Source organism: Halomonas sp. DP8Y7-3 (assembly GCF_019801675.1).
In the GTDB taxonomy this organism is placed as follows: domain Bacteria; phylum Pseudomonadota; class Gammaproteobacteria; order Pseudomonadales; family Halomonadaceae; genus Halomonas; species Halomonas litopenaei_A.
On the sequence record NZ_JAHVIO010000019.1, the window covers coordinates 295,411 to 312,801 of the forward strand.

At 62.7% G+C, this 17,391-nt stretch carries 15 protein-coding genes; 2 read left to right on the forward strand and 13 right to left on the reverse strand.

Going from position 1 to position 17,391, the window contains the following annotated elements; genetic code table 11:
- Window positions 1-103: 103 nt before the first annotated feature.
- The 13 genes from KUV86_RS18920 to hemA all read right to left on the reverse strand — a co-directional run bounded on the left by KUV86_RS18920 (window position 104) and on the right by hemA (window position 14,637).
- Window positions 104-1,426 carry an NAD(P)/FAD-dependent oxidoreductase gene (locus tag KUV86_RS18920; protein ID WP_222486150.1) on the reverse strand — a complete coding sequence of 441 codons (1,323 nt, stop codon included), beginning with the start codon at window positions 1,424-1,426 and terminating at the stop codon, window positions 104-106.
- Window positions 1,427-1,594: 168 nt separating this feature from the next.
- Window positions 1,595-2,962, reverse strand: a complete 1,368-nt coding sequence (locus KUV86_RS18925; protein ID WP_206943384.1) for a glutamine synthetase family protein — start codon at window positions 2,960-2,962, stop codon at window positions 1,595-1,597.
- Between the two features lie 105 nt (window positions 2,963-3,067).
- Window positions 3,068-4,135 carry a PotD/PotF family extracellular solute-binding protein gene (locus tag KUV86_RS18930; protein WP_206943385.1) on the reverse strand — a complete coding sequence of 356 codons (1,068 nt, stop codon included), beginning with the start codon at window positions 4,133-4,135 and terminating at the stop codon, window positions 3,068-3,070.
- A 55-nt stretch (window positions 4,136-4,190) separates the two neighbouring features.
- Window positions 4,191-4,985: an ABC transporter permease gene (locus KUV86_RS18935; protein ID WP_206943386.1), complete on the reverse strand. Its 795-nt coding sequence runs from the start codon at window positions 4,983-4,985 to the stop codon at window positions 4,191-4,193.
- The gene (locus KUV86_RS18940; RefSeq protein WP_206943388.1) at window positions 4,982-5,899 is read right to left on the reverse strand and encodes an ABC transporter permease; all 918 of its coding nucleotides are present in this window, start codon (window positions 5,897-5,899) and stop codon (window positions 4,982-4,984) included. Before KUV86_RS18940 ends, KUV86_RS18935 begins: the two co-directional genes overlap by 4 nt.
- 11 nt (window positions 5,900-5,910) lie before the next feature.
- Window positions 5,911-7,137, reverse strand: a complete 1,227-nt coding sequence (locus tag KUV86_RS18945) for an ABC transporter ATP-binding protein (protein ID WP_222238678.1) — start codon at window positions 7,135-7,137, stop codon at window positions 5,911-5,913.
- A gap of 69 nt (window positions 7,138-7,206) precedes the next feature.
- Window positions 7,207-8,496 carry an NAD(P)/FAD-dependent oxidoreductase gene (locus KUV86_RS18950; protein WP_222486152.1) on the reverse strand — a complete coding sequence of 430 codons (1,290 nt, stop codon included), beginning with the start codon at window positions 8,494-8,496 and terminating at the stop codon, window positions 7,207-7,209.
- A gap of 416 nt (window positions 8,497-8,912) precedes the next feature.
- Window positions 8,913-9,830 carry a LysR family transcriptional regulator gene (locus KUV86_RS18955; RefSeq protein ID WP_315901005.1) on the reverse strand — a complete coding sequence of 306 codons (918 nt, stop codon included), beginning with the start codon at window positions 9,828-9,830 and terminating at the stop codon, window positions 8,913-8,915.
- A complete protein-coding gene (locus KUV86_RS18960) occupies window positions 9,827-10,609 on the reverse strand; it encodes a HesA/MoeB/ThiF family protein (protein WP_206943395.1) in 783 nt (260 codons plus the stop codon). Before KUV86_RS18960 ends, KUV86_RS18955 begins: the two co-directional genes overlap by 4 nt.
- A gap of 7 nt (window positions 10,610-10,616) precedes the next feature.
- The gene (locus tag KUV86_RS18965) at window positions 10,617-11,117 is read right to left on the reverse strand and encodes an Lrp/AsnC ligand binding domain-containing protein (protein ID WP_206943397.1); all 501 of its coding nucleotides are present in this window, start codon (window positions 11,115-11,117) and stop codon (window positions 10,617-10,619) included.
- A gap of 259 nt (window positions 11,118-11,376) precedes the next feature.
- On the reverse strand, window positions 11,377-12,213 hold the full coding sequence (gene prmC, locus KUV86_RS18970; protein ID WP_222486154.1) for a peptide chain release factor N(5)-glutamine methyltransferase: 837 nt from the start codon (window positions 12,211-12,213) through the stop codon (window positions 11,377-11,379).
- Entirely contained in the window at window positions 12,213-13,304 is a 1,092-nt protein-coding gene (gene prfA, locus KUV86_RS18975; protein WP_206943402.1) for a peptide chain release factor 1, read from the reverse strand. Before prfA ends, prmC begins: the two co-directional genes overlap by 1 nt.
- Window positions 13,305-13,371: 67 nt before the next feature.
- Entirely contained in the window at window positions 13,372-14,637 is a 1,266-nt protein-coding gene (hemA, locus tag KUV86_RS18980) for a glutamyl-tRNA reductase (RefSeq protein ID WP_222486334.1), read from the reverse strand.
- A 205-nt stretch (window positions 14,638-14,842) separates the two neighbouring features.
- On the opposite strand from hemA, the gene KUV86_RS18985 reads away from it, so the two are divergent.
- Window positions 14,843-16,576 carry a tetratricopeptide repeat protein gene (locus KUV86_RS18985; RefSeq protein WP_261397714.1) on the forward strand — a complete coding sequence of 578 codons (1,734 nt, stop codon included), beginning with the start codon at window positions 14,843-14,845 and terminating at the stop codon, window positions 16,574-16,576.
- Between the two features lie 98 nt (window positions 16,577-16,674).
- Window positions 16,675-17,289: a lipoprotein insertase outer membrane protein LolB gene (gene lolB, locus KUV86_RS18990; RefSeq protein ID WP_224852063.1), complete on the forward strand. Its 615-nt coding sequence runs from the start codon at window positions 16,675-16,677 to the stop codon at window positions 17,287-17,289.
- Window positions 17,290-17,391 lie beyond the last annotated feature (102 nt).

Below are 17,391 nucleotides of genomic sequence, written 5' to 3' on the forward strand. Positions count from 1 at the left end.
GCCTTCTCGGTCAACTTGCAAGGTTTTTGTCGTACTGTCGTCCCGACGCGACAAGGGTGACCCCCACTGGCGACGCCGAGACGACAGCCCTAGAGGACGCCGACTATAGTCCCAGCTTGTCCCGGGTCTCGTAGTACCAGGCGCCGATAGCGGACAGTGGCACGCGCAGCATGCGTCCACCGGGAAACGGCAAATGAGGGAGGCCGGCGAAGGCATCAAAGCGCTCGTCGCGACCGGTCATCACCTCACTGATCAGCCGCCCCGCCAGATGGGTGCAGGTAACCCCGTGTCCTGAATAGCCCTGGGCGTAGTAGACATTGTCATTGATGACACCGAACTGCGGCAGTCGATTCAACGTCATCAGAAAGGTCCCGCTCCAGGCGAAGTCCACCTTGGTGGACTTGAGCTGCGGAAAGGTCTTTTCCATCTTCGGGCGAATCACAGCCTCGATGTCGGCGGGATCCTCACCGCCATAGTTGACGCCGCCACCGTAGATCAACCGGTTGTCGCGGGTCAGCCGGAAATAGTCCAGCAGGTAGTTGCAGTCTTCCACCGCCATGTTGTTCGGCAGCAGCGAGCGGGCCAGGTCATCGCTCAACGGCTCGGTGGTGATGATCTGAGTACCGCAGGGCATGGACTTGGCCTCGAGCTCGGGCATGACGCCGCTCATGTAGGCATTGCCCGCCATCACTACCCTGTCAGCGTGGACTCGCCCATGGCGGGTCTTGAGCTGTACCGGCTGACCATGCACCAGAGTTTCCACCGGGCTCTGCTCATAGATCACGCCACCCAGGGACTCAAGCGCCGCCGCTTGCCCCAGCACCAGATTCAAGGGATGCAGGTGACCGCCGGAATGATCGACCAGCGCCCCGCTGTAGCGATCGCTGCCGACTTCACGGCGATAGCTATCGCCTTCCAGCAACTCCAGCTGATGGTGGCCGTAACGCTCCCACAAGGCCTTGTGTTCACGCAGCCCCTTGAGCTGCTTGTCGTTGCAGGCCGCAAACAGGTTGCCCTCACGCAGGTCGCAATCGATGCCGTACTGGGCAATACGCTCACGAATGATGCGATTGCCTTCAAAGGCCATGTCTCCCAATGCCCGAGCCGTATCAGCCCCGTACTTGTCCTCGATGACATCCATGTCACGGCTATAGCTGTTGACGATCTGACCACCATTGCGACCAGAGGCACCATAACCGACACGCGCGGCTTCGAGTACGATGACCTTCAGCCCCTTCTCGGCCAGATGCAGGGCGGCGGAGATACCGGTGAATCCGGCACCTACCACACAGACATCACAACTCACGTCATCTGCCAACGCCGGACGCTGGGGACTCTCATTGGCCGAAGCGGCATACCAGGAGGCCGCGTGATGAACGCTGTTGGCTGATGCCGCCGCAGAGGACGTAGAAGCTGACCTGGCCATAAAAACCTCTCACATGGTTATTTTATTCAACATGTGATCGCATTCTACGCGGTTGAAAGCGCCAAAACCAACCCCAGCGACATCAAATAATCACCACTCTAAGCTTCCATATGCATCGAGCCAGGCAATCGCCTGGCTCGATGTCAACGCCGACACGCCACCATCTACCTACACCCGAAGCAGTAGATGCTCACGCTCCCAGGAGGAGATCACCTGGAAGTACTCTCGGTGCTCGGCACGCTTGACCGCCAGATAGCTGTTGGTGAATCGCTCCCCCAGAATACCCGCCAGGGCCTCACAGCCATGCAGCAGGTCCAGCGCGGGGCCGATGTCGTCGGGCAGCTTGTTACCGCCCGACCAGGCAGACCCGACCATGGGCGGACGCGGTTCTACCTGGCCCAGCATTCCCAGGTAGCCGCAGGCCAGAGAGGCCGCCATCACCAGATAGGGGTTGGCGTCGGCTCCGGCCAACCGGTTCTCGACCCGGGTCGCCTCCGGCCCTGACACAGGGACACGCAGGCCTACCGTGCGGTTATCCATGCCCCACTCGACGTTGATGGGCGCCGAACCAGAGGTCTCGGTGCGCAGCAGACGCCGGTAGGAATTGACGTTGGGCGCCAGCAGCGGCATGGCAGCGGGCAGATAACGCTGCAGTCCGCCGATGAAATGGTGAAACAGGCGGCTGGGCTGACCATCGTCACCGGCAAACAGGTTTCGACCCGTTGCCGGATCTACCAGGCTCTGGTGAATATGCATGGAGCTGCCCGGCTCATTGGCCATCGGCTTGGCCATGAAGGTGCCATACATGCCATGACGCAGCGCCGTCTCACGCAGTACGCGCTTGAACATTACGACCTGATCCGCCAGCACCAGCGGATCACCGTGCTGGAAGTTGACCTCCATCTGCCCGGCGCCTTCCTCATGGATCAGGGTATCCAGATCCAGATCCATCGCCTCGCAGTAGTCGTACATTTCCTCGAACAGAGGATCGAACTCGTTGACCGCATCGATGGAGAAGCTCTGTCGACTGCTCTCCTGTCGACCGGTGCGCCCTACCGGGGGCTCGAGGGGGTAGTCAGAGTCGGTATTGGTCTTGACCAGGAAGAACTCGACCTCCGGGGCCACGACGGGCGTCCAGCCTCGCGCTTGATAGAGCTCCAGCACGCGCTTGAGAACGTAGCGAGGCGCCAGCTCCACCGGCTCACCGGTAAGATAGTGACAGTCGTGAATGATCTGGGCGGTAGGATCGTCAGCCCAGGGGACCAGAAACACCGCATTGGGGTCGGGGACCAGCTCCATGTCCCGCTCGGCGGGATTCCAGAAGCGGATATCCTCGTCGTCCGGGTAGCCGCCGGTCACGGTCTGAATGAAGATCGAGTCCGGCAAGCGCGGCCGACCACCGTTCAGGTACTTGCCCGCGGGCATGATCTTGCCCTTGAGGATGCCGGTGAGATCGGTGACCAGGCACTCGACCTCGGTAATACCATATTGTTTGAACCAGTCGCTAAGCGCTGGGCTTTCCTGGCGGTTACTCATGAGAGTGTTCCGTTGCGTGAGTGTCTCACTCGGTGGCCGAGCCCCGTCCCGGGGCCCGAGGCCGGGCCGACGCCGCGAGGCGCTGAACGCCTCGCGGCAGTGGCATCACCGAGCCTTTACCTCGGACCACAGCTGCTGGAAGGTCTGCAGCTGTTGGCCTGACAGGCTGGGGGTGAAGCGAAGGCGTTCCATATCGTCTTCGGTCGGCTGGGTCGGCGGCTGCGTCAGCACCTCATCGAGGTAAGGCCGCGCGGCCTCGTTGGGGCTTGCGTAATAGTTGTAATTGGACAGCTGAGCGCCAATTTCGGCGTCCAGAATGAAGTCGATGAACTTGTGCGCGAGTTCCGGGTTGGGGGCATCCACGGGAATGACCATGGAGTCCACCCACATCTCGGCACCCTCGTCGGGAATGATGAAGGCAAGGTGCTCGAAGGTTTCCGGGTCTTCATCCTTGAAGTACAGATAGTCGCCGTTGAAGGACATGCCGACGTGGGTAACGCCCCGCGCCAGCTGCTGCAGCGTCGGCGTGCCATCGGTAAAACCAGAGAAGTTATCGCGGTTCTTGGTCTCGATCAGCAGTCTCGCGGCCTGCTTCAAATCATCCAGACTGCTGCACTGGAAGTTGCCTACCAGATAGGCGCAGGCGCTGCCGGTGGCCACCTGGCCGTCCTGGATCATCGAGAACGGATAGTCGCCATTGACCTCCGGGTCAAACAGCAATGACCAGCTCTTCGGCGCCTCAGGGAAGGTCTCGGTGTTATACACGATACCGGTGGTGCCCCACTGATACGCCGCCGAGTACTCAGCACCCGGGTCGAAGCTGGGGTCCTTGAACTGGTCCATCAGGTTATCGAAATTCGGGATCAGTGCACGGTCAAGCTTCTGCACCAGACCCGTCTCGATCATCCGCGGAATGTAATAGTTCGACGGCACCACAATGTCGTACTGGGACGTGCCGCCAGCATTGAGCTTGGCGATCATTTCAGGGTTCGAGTTGAAGTAGTTGGTCACGACCTCGACGTCGTACCTCTCCTCAAACGCCTCGATGATCTCGGGGTCCATGTACTCGGTCCAATTGAACAGGTACAGCTTGCCCTCTTCGGCCTGAGCGGCCCCCGTGAACAGGACGCTGGCCAAGGTGATGCCGGCGGCGATGCGGTTGCGATAGAGCATGGTGTGGGTCTCCCTGGTGCCCTGGGTCATGGAACAGGTATCGGTTATCGGTCCTTCACGCCTTGCGCCGATTGATGGCAAGGCTGGCGACAGCAGCCAGCGCCACGGCAGCGATCATCAAGGTGGCAATGGCGTTGATCTCTGGTGAGACCCCCTTCTTGATGGCCCCCCAGATATAGATCGGCAAGGTGGCGCTTTCCGGTCCCGAGGTGAAGAAGCTGATGACGAAATCATCCACCGACAGGGTAAAGGAAAGGAAGAAGGCAGATATCAACGCCGGTTTGATGGTCGGCAGCATGAAGTGCACCACCCGCTTGATCGGGGTCGCGTACAAGTCCTTGGCCGCCTCGAACAGGGTGGGGTCGAGCCCCACGAAACGGGAGTAGACAATCAGCGCCACAAACGGAATCTGAAAGGTTACGTGAGCGATGATCATCGTCCCGAGTCCGGGCTTGAACCAGCCGGTCAACTCGTGGAGCTTGACGAAAAAGGCCATCTCGGAGATGCCAAAGACGATATCCGGCAACACGATCGGCAGATAGATCAGCACGATCAACCAGCCCAGCTTGCGATGCCGGTGGCGATACATGCCGTACCCGATCAGACAGCCGATCGCCAGGGCGATCAGTGACGATGCCAGCGCCAGCACCAGGGTATTGCCGAAGGCGCTCATGATCTGGTCATTGGCAAACAGCTGGTGATACCAGCGCAGGGAGAAGCCGGTCATGCTGGCGGCGCTATTGGCGGCGTTGAAGGAAAACATCACCACCACAGCCAGCGGCAGGTACAGGAAGACCAGGGTCAACCACCAGAAGCCCGTCAGTCCACGCTTGAGGGTGCGCTTTCTCATATCACCACCTCCTCTCCACCGCCCAGGCGTTTGCCAATACGCCGCATGGCATAAAGCCCAGCAAAGGTTGCCAGCAGCATCAAGATGGCGCCGGCGGCGCCGAGCGGCCAGTTGGAGCCACCCGAGAACTGGTTGGCGACCAGGTTGCCCAGCATCAACGCCTTGCCACCGCCCAGCAGCTCAGGGATCACATACATGCCAAAGGCCGGGATGGCCACCAGTACCACGCCCGCCAGCAGTCCCGGCAATGTCTGCGGAAACACCGCGTGCCAGAAGGCCTTGATGGGCGTGGCGTAGAGATCCTGGGCCGCCTCGACCTGCGCCGTATCCAGTTTTTCAAAGGCGGCGTACAGCGGCAGCACCATAAACGGCAGGAAGTTGTAGACCAGGCCCAGAGTGACGGCGAAGTTCGACGGATACAGGCCCATGTTCGGGGCAATCAGTCCCAACGTTTCGGCGGCAGCCGACAGCGGCGTCCCCGGTGCCAGCAGATTCATCCAGCCAAAGGTGCGGATGACCTGATTGGTCCAGGACGGCACGACCACCAGCAGCAGCATGATCGGGCGCCAGCGAGCTCGACAGGTGGTGATGTAGTAGGCGATCGGATAGGCCACGACGACCACCAACCCTGTCGCCACCACGGTCTGCCACAGCGACCTCAACAGCGTATAGAGGTTGCCCGGGCTCCAGCCCAGAAAGCCGAATCCCGCCAGCTGGCGAAAGGACTCCAGCGACAATGGCATCTCGGGCAGTCCATAGGGCCCGTTGGTCATGAAGGCCACGCCCATCAGATAGGCACTGGGCAGCACCAGAAAAAGGATGATCCATGCAGCACCGGGACTGACGGTAAACAGCAGATGCCTGGTCTCGGTCACCATGGCTCGGCTACGGCCGAGCACAGCAGTATCGTTCATGCTCGGTCCCCCTATGCAGCAACGGTCACAAGATCTTCAGCGGCCACCACCAGGGTCACCTCGTCATCCACCTCGGGCAGCCGGTGTCCACGGTTGTTGATCGTGGCCTGGATCGTGGCCGCGCCGACCGCCAGGCGAAACTCGGCGTGACTGCCCCGATACAGGCGTTCCACCACCCTGCCATGCAGGTGATTGGCGCCCTGCTGCGTTCCCGGCAGCACGTCCAGGGTTTCAGGGCGAATCAACAGCAGCTCATCGCTGCCCGCCGTGCCCGGTTCGAGCACCAGTTCGCCCAGCTCGGTGGTCACCCGATCCCCCTGCCGGCGGCTGATGGGATAGAGGTTGTCATGTCCCATGAAGCGCGCCACAAACGCATTGACGGGCCGTTCGTAGACATCACGTGGAGGCCCCACCTGCTGGATCGTGCCTCCGTTGAGCACGGCGATACGATCGGACATGACCATTGCCTCGTCCTGATCGTGGGTCACGAACACAAAGGTCATGCCCAGCCGCTTCTGGACCCTCAGTAATTCCACCTGCAGCTGGCTGCGCAAGCCCGCATCAAGCGCCGACAGAGGCTCATCCAACAGCAGTACGTCCGGCTCGCACACCAGCGCTCGAGCCAGGGCAATGCGCTGACGCTGGCCGCCCGACAGCTGATCGATACGCCGGTCGATGAGATCCCCCAGCTGGATAAACTGCGCAATACGCGCTACCCGCTCTTCCCGCTGCTGACGATCGACACCGCGCATCTTGAGGCCAAAGGCCAGGTTCTCGCGCACGGAAAGGTGCGGAAACAGGGCATAGGACTGGAACACCGTATTGACGCTGCGCTGGTGGGGCGGCACGTCGGTGACATCACGCTGGCCGATGGTCAGCCGTCCATCATCGGCTTCTTCCAGGCCCGCGAGGATTCGCAGCAGGGTTGTCTTGCCGCAGCCAGACGGCCCCAACAGAGTAAAGAATTCTCCCGCCTGGATAGTGAGATCAACGCCATCAAGGGCCACGGTGCTGTTGCCGAAGCGCTTGTGCAGTCCCTGCATATGGATCGACGAGGCGCTGCGCTCTGGTCCGCCGTCTGCGGGCCGGTCGTGCTCTGAAGGACCATGCTCTGACAGCTCGTGCTGTGACGAACCGTGCGGTTGTGCAACATGCTCAGCCTCGCCGGAGTCCGCGGGCGTAGCGCTGGAATCACCCGCATGCTGGGTCGCACGCTGAGCGGAAGGTATCTCGGTCATAGGGGGGATCCTCGTCATGGTCGGCACATCAGTGAAACGCTGCGGTCGGTAAAGCGTGACCGTGCGTTGCTACAGCCGATCGCGAAGCTTGTAGAAATGTGTGGCGAGCAACAACAGCGGCGTCCTCAAAAGACGACCGCCAGGGAAGCGGCGATGGGGCATGGCAGCAAAGACATCGAAGCGCTCGCTCTGGCCGGCAATCGTTTCCGCCATCAGCTTGCCGGCGAGGCCGGCCATGGCCATGCCATGTCCAGAGTATCCTTGCGCGTAGTAGACGTTGGCCGCTACACGCCCGAAGTCCGGCGCCCGATTGAAGGTGATGGCGACGTCGCCACCCCAACGGTAGTCGATCTGAACATCGTTGAGCACGGGAAACAGACGTCGAATCTTGCCATCAATGCGCGCCTCGAGCCCGCGTGGAGGGCGCCCATCGTAGCTGACCTCGCCGCCATAGATCAGGCGACGGTCCGCCGACAGCCGATAGTAATCCAGCACGAAGTTGGCATCGGACAGCGCATCGTTACGGGGCAGCACCAACGCGGCCTGCTCTTCACTCATGGGCGCGGTGGCAATCATGTAGTTGGCGCAGCGCATGACCCGCCCGCTCAGGCGGGGCAGCAATGCGTCGCCGTAGGCATTGGTCGCGACCACCACGCTGTCGGCGGTGACCTGCCCCTGTGGCGTGAGCACCCGCGCTGGGGTGCCCTGCTCGATCGACGAGACCGGACTGAAACCGTGGAAGACGGCCCCGGCCTGCTGCGCTGCACGGGCGAGACCCAAGGTGTAGTTGAGGGGATGGAGATGGCCCGCTTCCGACTCCCACAGGGCGGCCGGATAGGCGTCGGTCACCACATGCTCCTTGAGTGCGGCACCCTCGCGCCATTCAAGCGCACGGTAATCGTACTTCCGGGCCATGGTGTCCTGGTGCTCGCGCAGCTCGCGAACGTGGCGCGGTTTCACCGCTGCATGCAGGTAACCCCAGGCAAGCTCGCAAGGAATGTCATGCTGCTTAATGAGGTCAGCGGTCAGACGAACCGCCTCGCGACTCATCTCCCAGATATCCCGTGCAGCCGATAGCCCAAGGGCCTGCTCCACGGTACTCATGTCGGTGCCAAGCCCCGGCAGGATTTGCCCACCACTGCGACCAGAGGCGCCGTAGCCGACCTCCTGAGCTTCCAGGACCACCACCTTGTAGCCACGCTCGGCCAGATGAAGTGCTGTCGAGCAGCCGGTAATACCCCCACCGACCACACAGACGTCCGCATGCACCTGGCCTTCTAGTGCCGGTGTCGGCACCAGCTCCACCTTGATGGAGTCGCGGTACCAGGAGGCCGCCGCGGACGAGGAAGAATCTGTCATGGGAGAATCCGTGTTGGTTGCGTAAACGCTTGTTGTTATCGAATCTCACACCTTTTTAGCAAGGTGATGACGACAGTGTGCCATTTTTTCGCCACCAGGCGTCAAGTATCCAATAACACAAACCTACTAACCCTAAGGTCAGTAATTCCTAACGCATGGCCATCCTGATGGCCTTGACGAACATGTCTCCAGCTACGACACCTAGACTTTGCGCTTCTGGCTTCATATCGTCCCGGACGACCAAAAGACATCGTTAACGCGTCGGTCATACTGTTATGCAGCTGGCAGAACTTAGCACCATCAAGGTAAAAAAACTCGACACCTGGTCCAGGCCCAATACGCTCACATCGCCATCATCAACGATGAGCGACGAAGCAGACTAGCAGAAATACGCGAGCACACAACGCACGCCATCATCAGGGCTCTCGCGCTGATTGGGCTTCGTGCCCCAACGCCTCCAGAAAGACTTCCAGCACGCGATGCGGACGCCGATCACGGCGAGTGATGGCGACGAACGGCGTCTCGTAGGCGGCCTGTGCCGGGCAAAGCTCACGCAGCCGCCCCTGGGCCACCCAGATCTGGGCATGGTGGTCTGGCAAGTATCCCAGGTAGGCCCCGGTGAGGATAAGAAAGGCCGCACCCTCGCGGTCGGATGCGGTGGCGCTGGCCTTGAGCCCCTGATGGCGCTCGCGGCCGTCATCCGGGAGAGGATAGGAAGGCACCACTGCGTCCCAGTCGGTGAGTGCGTCCAGTGCCACGTCCTTTGCGTCGAACAAGGGGTGCCCTCGACCGCAGTAGAGCCCGGAACGCTCGCTGTAGAGCGCATGACTGTCGAGGCTGGTGGGAAGATTGACCGCCGGAACCACCCCCACATGCAGGCGGCCATCCAGCACTCCCCTGGCAATCTCTCCCGGGGGATCCATGTGCATATTGATGCGCACATCGGGGCCCTGGGTCTTGAGGCTGGCCAGGGCATGGGTAATGCGCATCTCAGGCGAGCTGACCAGCGTGTCCGTGATGCCGATATTCAGCTCACCACGAAGGCTGTGATGCAGCGCATTCACCTCGGTGCGAAAGGCTTCGAGCCCGGACAGCAGACGTCGAGCCCCTTCCAGAACCTCGCGGCCCTCCTCGGTCAGCGCAAAGCCGCCTCGACCGCGGCGGCAGAGTTTGAGCCCAAGACGCTTTTCCAGATCCCCCATGTGCAGACTGATGGCCGACCGACTGATGCCAAGCTCACTCTCGGCAGCGGAAAAGCCGCCGCACTCGGCCACTGCCTTGAACACCCGAAGCAGGCGGATATCAAAATCCGTGACGGGCCGCTGTCGGCTCACGGCGTCTGCTCTTGCGGCTGAGACTCGGTGGGACGCTGGCGGCACTCAGGACAGTGAGGGTCGCGGCTCAGCCGGTAGTGACGCCACTCACCGGACAGGCCATCAAAGGTAGCGAGTCCCTGGTGCGCCTGCCCCGCTCCCGCCAGCAGCTTGACCGCCTCAAGGGCCTGAAAACAGCCGATCACCCCCACCAGGGGGGAAATCACGCCACTCTCGGCGCAGGACAGTGCCTCATCCTGCTGGTCGTCCTGGGGGTAGAGGCAGGCGTAGCAGGGACTCTGCTCCTGGCGCGGATCGAATACCGCCAGCTGGCCAGAGAACCGAATCGCCGCCCCGGACACCAGCGGGACGCCGGCCGCCACGCTGGCGGCGTTGACCGCATAACGACTGCTGAAACGATCGGTGCAGTCCACGATGACGTCGACCTTGCTGGCCAGGGCAGCGAGGGCGGCGGTATCGAGATGCTGCTCGACGATATGCACCTGACAGCCCTCGTTGAGCGCCGTGGCAGCCTCTGCGGCAGAGCTCGCCTTGTTGCGTCCCAGGTCTGCCTGGCGATGGGCGATCTGGCGCTGCAGATTGGACAGCTCGACACTATCGGCATCGGCGATGGTCAGCTCGCCGACCCCGGCCGCGGCCAGGTACAGCGCCACCGGAGACCCCAGCCCTCCGGCCCCGACGACCAAGGCATGGCTGCCGAGCAGGCGCTCCTGCCCTTCGATATCGACCTGAGGCAGCATGATCTGGCGGCTGTAACGCAGCAGTTGCTGATCATTCATGGCGCGGTCACTTGTCCTCGAATTCTGCGATGTCCGGCACATGCAGGGCGAAGTCTTCCTTCACCTCCTCCATGACCACGTAGCTCTTGGATTCCTTTACTCCGGGCAGCGTCAGGACCACATCGCCCAGCAGCTGGCGATACGCCGACATTTCCGGAATCCGGCACTTGAGAATGTAGTCGAACTGACCGGAGACCAGGTGGCACTCCTGGATCTGCGGCAGCTTTGAGACCGCCCGGCGAAACTCATCGAAGACGGCGGGAGACTGCGTCTCCAGACTGATCTCCACAAAGACCAGCAGGTTGGCCTTGAGCATGCGCGGATTGAGAATGGCCTTGTAGCCGCGGATAACGCCGGAGCGCTCCAGGCGCTTGACCCGCTCCAGGCACGGCGTGGTGGACAGCCCTACCTGAGCGGCAAGGTCCACATACGACACACGGGCATTGTCCTGGAGGCAGCGAAGGATCTTGAGATCAATACGATCAAGGGAACGGTTCTTGGTTTTCATTGTGGTCCTGATGATCTAGCGGCAGGGACAGTGAGCTGGAAAGATCGACCAAAAAAGACCTGACAAAGAGGTATTTCACAACAATCTCTCGCGCCCCGCCGCGCGGTGGCAACGTATTTTTCTGATTATCAGTATCACAGCCCTCTGACGGACTCCACCCCGAGGTTCAACGCAGCGGCCGCTTCAGCGCACCACTATCCCCGTGGAAACCGCCGTCATTGGCGCCTGTCCTGCCGCTGGGTTCAAGCACGGCGGAGAGCTACGGCAACCACTGCCCAAGCGTCACTCGCGAGTGTCCTGCCAGATCCCGAAGACTGCTGGCATTGGCATAGCCCAGTGCGATCAACTGGTCGCGCACCGCCGTCGCCTGGTCGAAGCCGTGCTCCATCATCAACCAGCCTCCAACTGTAAGGTGCTCTCGCGCCTGGTCGGCAATCGTAAAGAGGTCCGCTAATCCTCGGTCGGCGGCCACCAGCGCCGAAGCCGGTTCATAGCGCACGTCTCCCAGGTCCAGATGAGGGTCATCCGGGTCAATATAGGGAGGGTTGGAGGCAATCAGATCAAAGCGCTCGCCCGCGACAGCCGTAAACCAGTCGCTCTGCTGAACGCGGACCTGCAGTCCGTGACGACGCGCATTGCGCCGCGCCAGCGCCACGGCATCCACAGACAGGTCTACCGCGGTGACATGCCAGGCCGGGCGCTCGCTGGCAACCGCCAGGGCGATGGCCCCGGTACCGGTGCCCAGGTCGAGAAAACGGCCGATGTCGGCCTGCGCCTTTTCCAGCGCCGCCGTGACCAGGGTTTCGGTATCGGGACGGGGGATCAGCGTGCTTGGCGCCGTCTCCAGCGTCAGTCCCCAGAACTCTCGCTCGCCGGTCAGGTAGGCCACCGGGGTGCCCTGCGCGCGGGCAGCGACCAGAGCCTCGAAGCGCCCCCTTGCCAGCGGTTCCATGGGGCGGTCGCCCCAGGTGTAGAGCCAGGTGCGATCGACCCCGAGCACCTTCATCGCCAGCACTTCCGCATCCAGCCGCGCAGTGGGACTGCCAGCGGAGGCTAGCCTCGCGCCCGCGCGGCCCAGCAACAGGTCGATGCGCATCAATGCTCCTGCTGCAGCGCTGCCAGCTGTTCCGCCTGATACTCATGGATCAGCGGCTGGATCACCTCATCCAGCCCTTCACCTGACACCACCTCACCGAGCTTGTAGAGCGTCAGGTTGATCCGGTGGTCGGTCACCCGCCCCTGGGGGAAGTTATAGGTGCGGATGCGCTCACTGCGATCCCCCGACCCGACCAGCGAACGGCGGGCATCGGCCTGCTCCTGCCGCTGACTGTCCTGGGCGGATTGCTTGAGCCTGGCGGCCAGCAGTGACATCGCCTTGGCGCGATTCTTGTGCTGACTGCGCTCTTCCTGACATTCCACGACCACGCCGGTGGGCAGGTGGGTGATACGGATGGCAGAGTCGGTGGTGTTGACGTGCTGACCGCCCGCACCGCTGGAACGAAAGGTATCGACGCGAAGATCGGCAGGGTTGATATCGATATCGGAGACCTCGTCCGCCTCCGGCATCACCGCGACGGTGCACGCCGAGGTATGGATACGCCCCTGGGACTCGGTGGCGGGAACTCGCTGAACGCGGTGGGCCCCGGACTCAAACTTGAGCCGTGCATAGACCCCCTCGCCCTTGACCCGCGAAATGATTTCCTTGTAACCGCCCTGCTCACCGTGGCTAGCGCTGACCACTTCGACCTTCCACCCCTGGTTTTCGGCGTAGCGGGAGTACATGCGAAACAGGTCACCGGCAAACAGCGCCGCTTCGTCACCGCCGGTGCCGGCACGCACCTCGAGAAAGACGTTACGTCCATCATCAGGGTCCTTGGGCACCAGCAGCTGCTTCAGCTCGACCTCGAGCGCCTCGAGTCGCTCAAGCCCTTCTTCGCGCTCCAGCTGAGCCAGCTCACGCATATCGGCGTCGGCGTCCTCGGCCATCTGCTCGGCAGTGGCCACATCCTCTTCGATGCTGCGATAGCGCTGCCAGGCCTCGACCAGAGGCTCAAGCTCAGCGTATTCACGAGAGTAGTCACGAAAGCGAGCCTGGTCGCTGATCACATCGGGCTCTGCCAGCAGGGCAGAGAGTTCCTCGAAGCGGTCGACGAAGGCATCGAGGCGCTCACGCAGGGAAGCTTTCATCGGTTATTCCTTGAAATCATGTAAGAGGGAGCAGCACACCCGACAGCCGCTGGCCGTGCTGAGCGCATCAGCCCGGCGAATGGGACTCGCCCAGCAGCAGCTCCACAGCAGCATCCATCAGCTCCTGGCGCTCGTCGGCCGCGGCGCCTCGCAGCGCCAGGGTCGGCTGGTGCAACAGGCGATTGGTCAACTGGTGGGCCAGCCGCCGAACCACGGCCTCAGGGTCTTCCCCCTTGGCCAGCCGCTCCAGGGCCTGAGCCTGGGCCTCGTCGCGCAGCGCCTCGCCCTTGGCACGCACGTCACGAATCACTTCACCGGCGCCACGAACGCGGCGCTCCTTGTGCCAGTGGGTAACGCCATGCTCGATCAGCGATTCTGCCTGATCTGCGGCCACCTGGCGGTGGCGGCGATTTTCCTCGATGACCTCCTGCAGGTCATCGACGGTATAAAGGAAGATATCGGACAGGTCCCCCACCTCGGGCTCAATGTCCCTCGGCACCGCGATGTCCACCATGAACACCGGGCGATGACGGCGACGCTTCAGCGCCCGCTCCACCATCCCCTTGCCCAATATCGGCAGCGGCGCCGCCGTGGAAGAGATCACGATGTCGGCATGTTCCAGCGCCTCAGGAATTTCATCGAGGCTGATAGCGGTGCCACCCAGGGCACCGGCCAGCACGCTGGCGCGCTCGCGGGTGCGATTGGCCACGGTCAACTGCTGCACCCCCGCCTCATGCAGATGGCGGGCCACCAGCTCGATGGTCTCGCCCGCCCCGATCAGCAGCGCTCGGGCGCGACCGAAATCATCGAAAATACGACTGGCCAGACTGACGGCGGCATACGCCACCGACACCGGGTTCTCACCGATGGCCGTCTCGGTACGCACCTGCTTGGCGACGGCAAAGGTATGTTGAAACAGTCGCTCGAGCTCTCCCCCCAGCCCCTTAGCCTCGCGCGCCGCCTGATAGGCGTCCTTGATCTGTCCCAGAATCTGAGGCTCACCCAGCACCATGGAATCGAGTCCTACCGCCACACGCATCAGGTGTCGGGCGGCATCCCCATCCAGATAATGGTAGGCGCAGTGCAACAGCTCTTCTCGGGGTAGAGCGTGAAACCGGCTGAGCCAATCAAGTACATCCGACTCGCCGCGAGCATCGGTGACGCAGTACAGCTCGGTACGGTTACAGGTCGACAGCACCGCCGCTTCGTGCACACCAGGCAGCGCGCGCAGCTCGTTGAGCGCCAGCGTCAGCTGCGAGGGGCCAAAAGCCACCTTTTCGCGCACCTCGATGGCGGCGGTTCGATGATTGATGCCAAGGGCGAGCAGGGTCATGCGTTCGACGTCTTCATCAGCGGGTGTCTGGGGTGGTCCAGTGAACCACTCCTGCAAGGCGCCCTATCCTACCATAGGGTGTGGCGAGCTCGCTCCCTTGTCGCCGCCTTAAGGTATTGACCTTTGCCAAGAGACGCCAAGCCGTTATGCTGGGATTCCTGATGGAAAAGATGATGCCTCAATGCCTTCGAACGCGCGCCAAGGAATGCCAACCCGCACCCTGCTTGCCCTGTCGCTGACAGCGTGGCTTGCCGGCTGCCAGGGCGTCTCCTATAGCCCCAGCGGCAGCGCCTATGACATGGCATCCGACGACCCGATGGCGGGCGCTCCCCCGATCACCCGGGGGCTCGACGCCGAAGGCCTGTCGACCCTGTTGATCGCGGAGATGGCTGGCCAGCGCGGCGACTATCGTCGAGCCACCGAAGGCTATCTGGCCGCCGCCGAACGCTATCGCTCGCCGGCCCTGGTCGAGCGCGCCACCCTGGCGGCACGCTTTACCGACGATACCGCCTTGATCGAGCGCGCAGCGCGCCAGTGGCAGTCGGTCTCGCCAGAAGCCCCAGTGGCGGCTCAGATTCTCGGCAACCTGGCGGGCAGCCGCGGCAACTGGACAGAAGCGCTGCAGCAGCGACTGATCGCCCCCGGGGAAGACGACATTACCCGCTTCGTCGACACCGCCCTGTCCAGCGGCGCCGACCCTCAGGCGCTGGCGGCACAATTGAACGAGGCGTTGACCACCGGTCAGCGCGACGCGCGCCAACGGGACGACCTGCAGCTGGCCTTGGCCCTGACCGATTCCGCCGCGGGCAACCACGACGCGGCACAGCGGCGAATTGCCGCACTCGAGGCCAGCAGTCGTAACAGCACCCAGGGACTGCTGGCGGAATCACGCATCGCTCTGGATGCAGGCCGCTACCAGCAGGCTCGCAGCACCGCGCGCCTCGGCCTTGACCAGTCACCGGAAGATCCTCGCTTCCTTCTTCTTATGGCGCGAGCCGACATCCGTCTGGGCAACCTGACCTCCGCCGAGGGGAACACCGACACGCTGCTGGATACCCGCGGCGATAACCCGCTGCTGCGGGTCGGCCTGGCCCAGCTCTACCTGGAAGAAGGCCATCGCGCGCCGGCCCGGCGTCTGCTGCTGCCGCTGGTCGATGACCCCCAGGCGCCCAGCGCCCTCTATTTATTACTCGGCAGCATCGCCGAGCAGGAAGGCGACGTCGATAACGCCCTGCTGTACTACCGGCGAGTTCCCCCTGGGCCCGACTTCCTGCTGTCCCGTCAGCGGGCGGCCAGCATGCTGATCGAGGCCGATCGACTGCTGGATGCACGCGCGTTCCTGCGGGTCGAACGCCTGCGCCACGATGAGGCCTATACCGGCCTGGTGGTCACCGAAGTCCAGCTGCTCGACCAGCAGGGCATGAATGCCCAGGCCGAGACATTGCTCAACCGCGAACTGACCCGCACACCGGAAGACGGCGACCTGCGCTACTTCCGCGCCATGCGCGCCTGGACCGAGGGAGACATGGACACCTCGGAACAGGATCTACGCACTCTGGTCGAACAGCAGCCGGACAATGCGGTCGCCCTCAATGCCCTTGGCTACACCCTGGCAGATGCAGGCGATCCTGATGACTTCGCCGAGGCAAGGCGACTGATTCAGCGCGCCTACGACCTGTCGCCGGACAATCCGGCGATTCTCGACAGCCTGGGCTGGATCGCCTATCGCGAAGGCAAACCTGAGGTCGCGCTACCCTGGATTGAACAGGCCTGGCGCCAGATTCCGGACCAGGAAGTGGCGGCCCACCTGATTGAGGTGCTGTGGGATCTTGGCGAGCGCGAACGCGCCCGCGACCTGCTCAAGCAGGCGCAGGAACGCTTCGAGGAGCGCCCGCTGATTGTCGACCTGCTGGATCGACGGCCAGAAATTGCCCCCTGACAGTACCAGGCGTCTGCCGGGTAGGTGACCGCCCTCCCCCGCAACGCTCTACCTTTATTCTCATAGTGTGTCTCCCGATGACCCGCAAGGACCCCGCGATGATGCCTTCTCTACGACTTCCCGCTATCGCCCTTAGCCTTTCTTTATTGGCTGGCTGCGCCACCTCCCAGAGCGTGACCGAGCCGCGCACCGAGCGCGAAGCCGGCGACTGGGAAGCGCAGCTGTCCCAGGTGGAAGCCTTTACCGCCTGGAACCTGACCGGCAAGGTGGGACTGCGCACCCCTGAAGACTCCACCAGCGCCAACCTGGACTGGCGCCAGACGCCCTACCACTACCGCCTGCTGGTGACGGGACCGATGGGCGCCGGTCGCAGCACCCTGGAAGGCCGTGACGGCCGCGTCTCGTTGACGACCAGCGAAGGGCGCTTCGAGGCCGACAGCCCGGAAGCCCTGATGGAACAGCGCCTGGGCTGGTCACTGCCGGTGTCCAGTCTGACCGACTGGGTAAGAGGACTGCCCGCCGACAACAGCGACCACCGCATGACAGAAGATGAGCTCGGCTTTCCGGCCACCCTGGAACAGGACGGCTGGGAGATTGACTATCGTGGTTGGGAAGATGTGTCTGGTACCTGGCTGCCGCGCCGACTGGTCATGACCTACGACGACCTGCGCGCCACCCTGGTGGTCAATCAGTGGCAACCGCTCGAAGAATGACGCGCACCTTTGCTTAAGCCATGACGCAAACCATCACCCACGCCATCACCCACGCCATCGCTCGGCCTGTCACCAGGGCAGTCATGTGGGCAGTCATTCCAG

Bases quoted from the DNA above. Each gene is read 5' to 3' on its own strand.
- KUV86_RS18945 (WP_222238678.1), bottom strand. From the start codon at position 7,137: ATGACCGAGATACCTTCCGCTCAGCGTGCGACCCAGCATGCGGGTGAT.
- KUV86_RS18935 (WP_206943386.1), bottom strand. From the start codon at position 4,985: ATGAGAAAGCGCACCCTCAAGCGTGGACTGACGGGCTTCTGGTGGTTG.
- KUV86_RS18920 (WP_222486150.1), bottom strand. From the start codon at position 1,426: ATGGCCAGGTCAGCTTCTACGTCCTCTGCGGCGGCATCAGCCAACAGC.
- prmC (WP_222486154.1), bottom strand. From the start codon at position 12,213: ATGCGCATCGACCTGTTGCTGGGCCGCGCGGGCGCGAGGCTAGCCTCC.
- lolB (WP_224852063.1), top strand. From the start codon at position 16,675: ATGATGCCTTCTCTACGACTTCCCGCTATCGCCCTTAGCCTTTCTTTA.
- KUV86_RS18940 (WP_206943388.1), bottom strand. From the start codon at position 5,899: ATGAACGATACTGCTGTGCTCGGCCGTAGCCGAGCCATGGTGACCGAG.
- KUV86_RS18950 (WP_222486152.1), bottom strand. From the start codon at position 8,496: ATGACAGATTCTTCCTCGTCCGCGGCGGCCTCCTGGTACCGCGACTCC.
- KUV86_RS18985 (WP_261397714.1), top strand. From the start codon at position 14,843: ATGCCAACCCGCACCCTGCTTGCCCTGTCGCTGACAGCGTGGCTTGCC.
- hemA (WP_222486334.1), bottom strand. From the start codon at position 14,637: ATGACCCTGCTCGCCCTTGGCATCAATCATCGAACCGCCGCCATCGAG.
- prfA (WP_206943402.1), bottom strand. From the start codon at position 13,304: ATGAAAGCTTCCCTGCGTGAGCGCCTCGATGCCTTCGTCGACCGCTTC.
- KUV86_RS18965 (WP_206943397.1), bottom strand. From the start codon at position 11,117: ATGAAAACCAAGAACCGTTCCCTTGATCGTATTGATCTCAAGATCCTT.
- KUV86_RS18930 (WP_206943385.1), bottom strand. From the start codon at position 4,135: ATGCTCTATCGCAACCGCATCGCCGCCGGCATCACCTTGGCCAGCGTC.
- KUV86_RS18960 (WP_206943395.1), bottom strand. From the start codon at position 10,609: ATGAATGATCAGCAACTGCTGCGTTACAGCCGCCAGATCATGCTGCCT.
- KUV86_RS18925 (WP_206943384.1), bottom strand. From the start codon at position 2,962: ATGAGTAACCGCCAGGAAAGCCCAGCGCTTAGCGACTGGTTCAAACAA.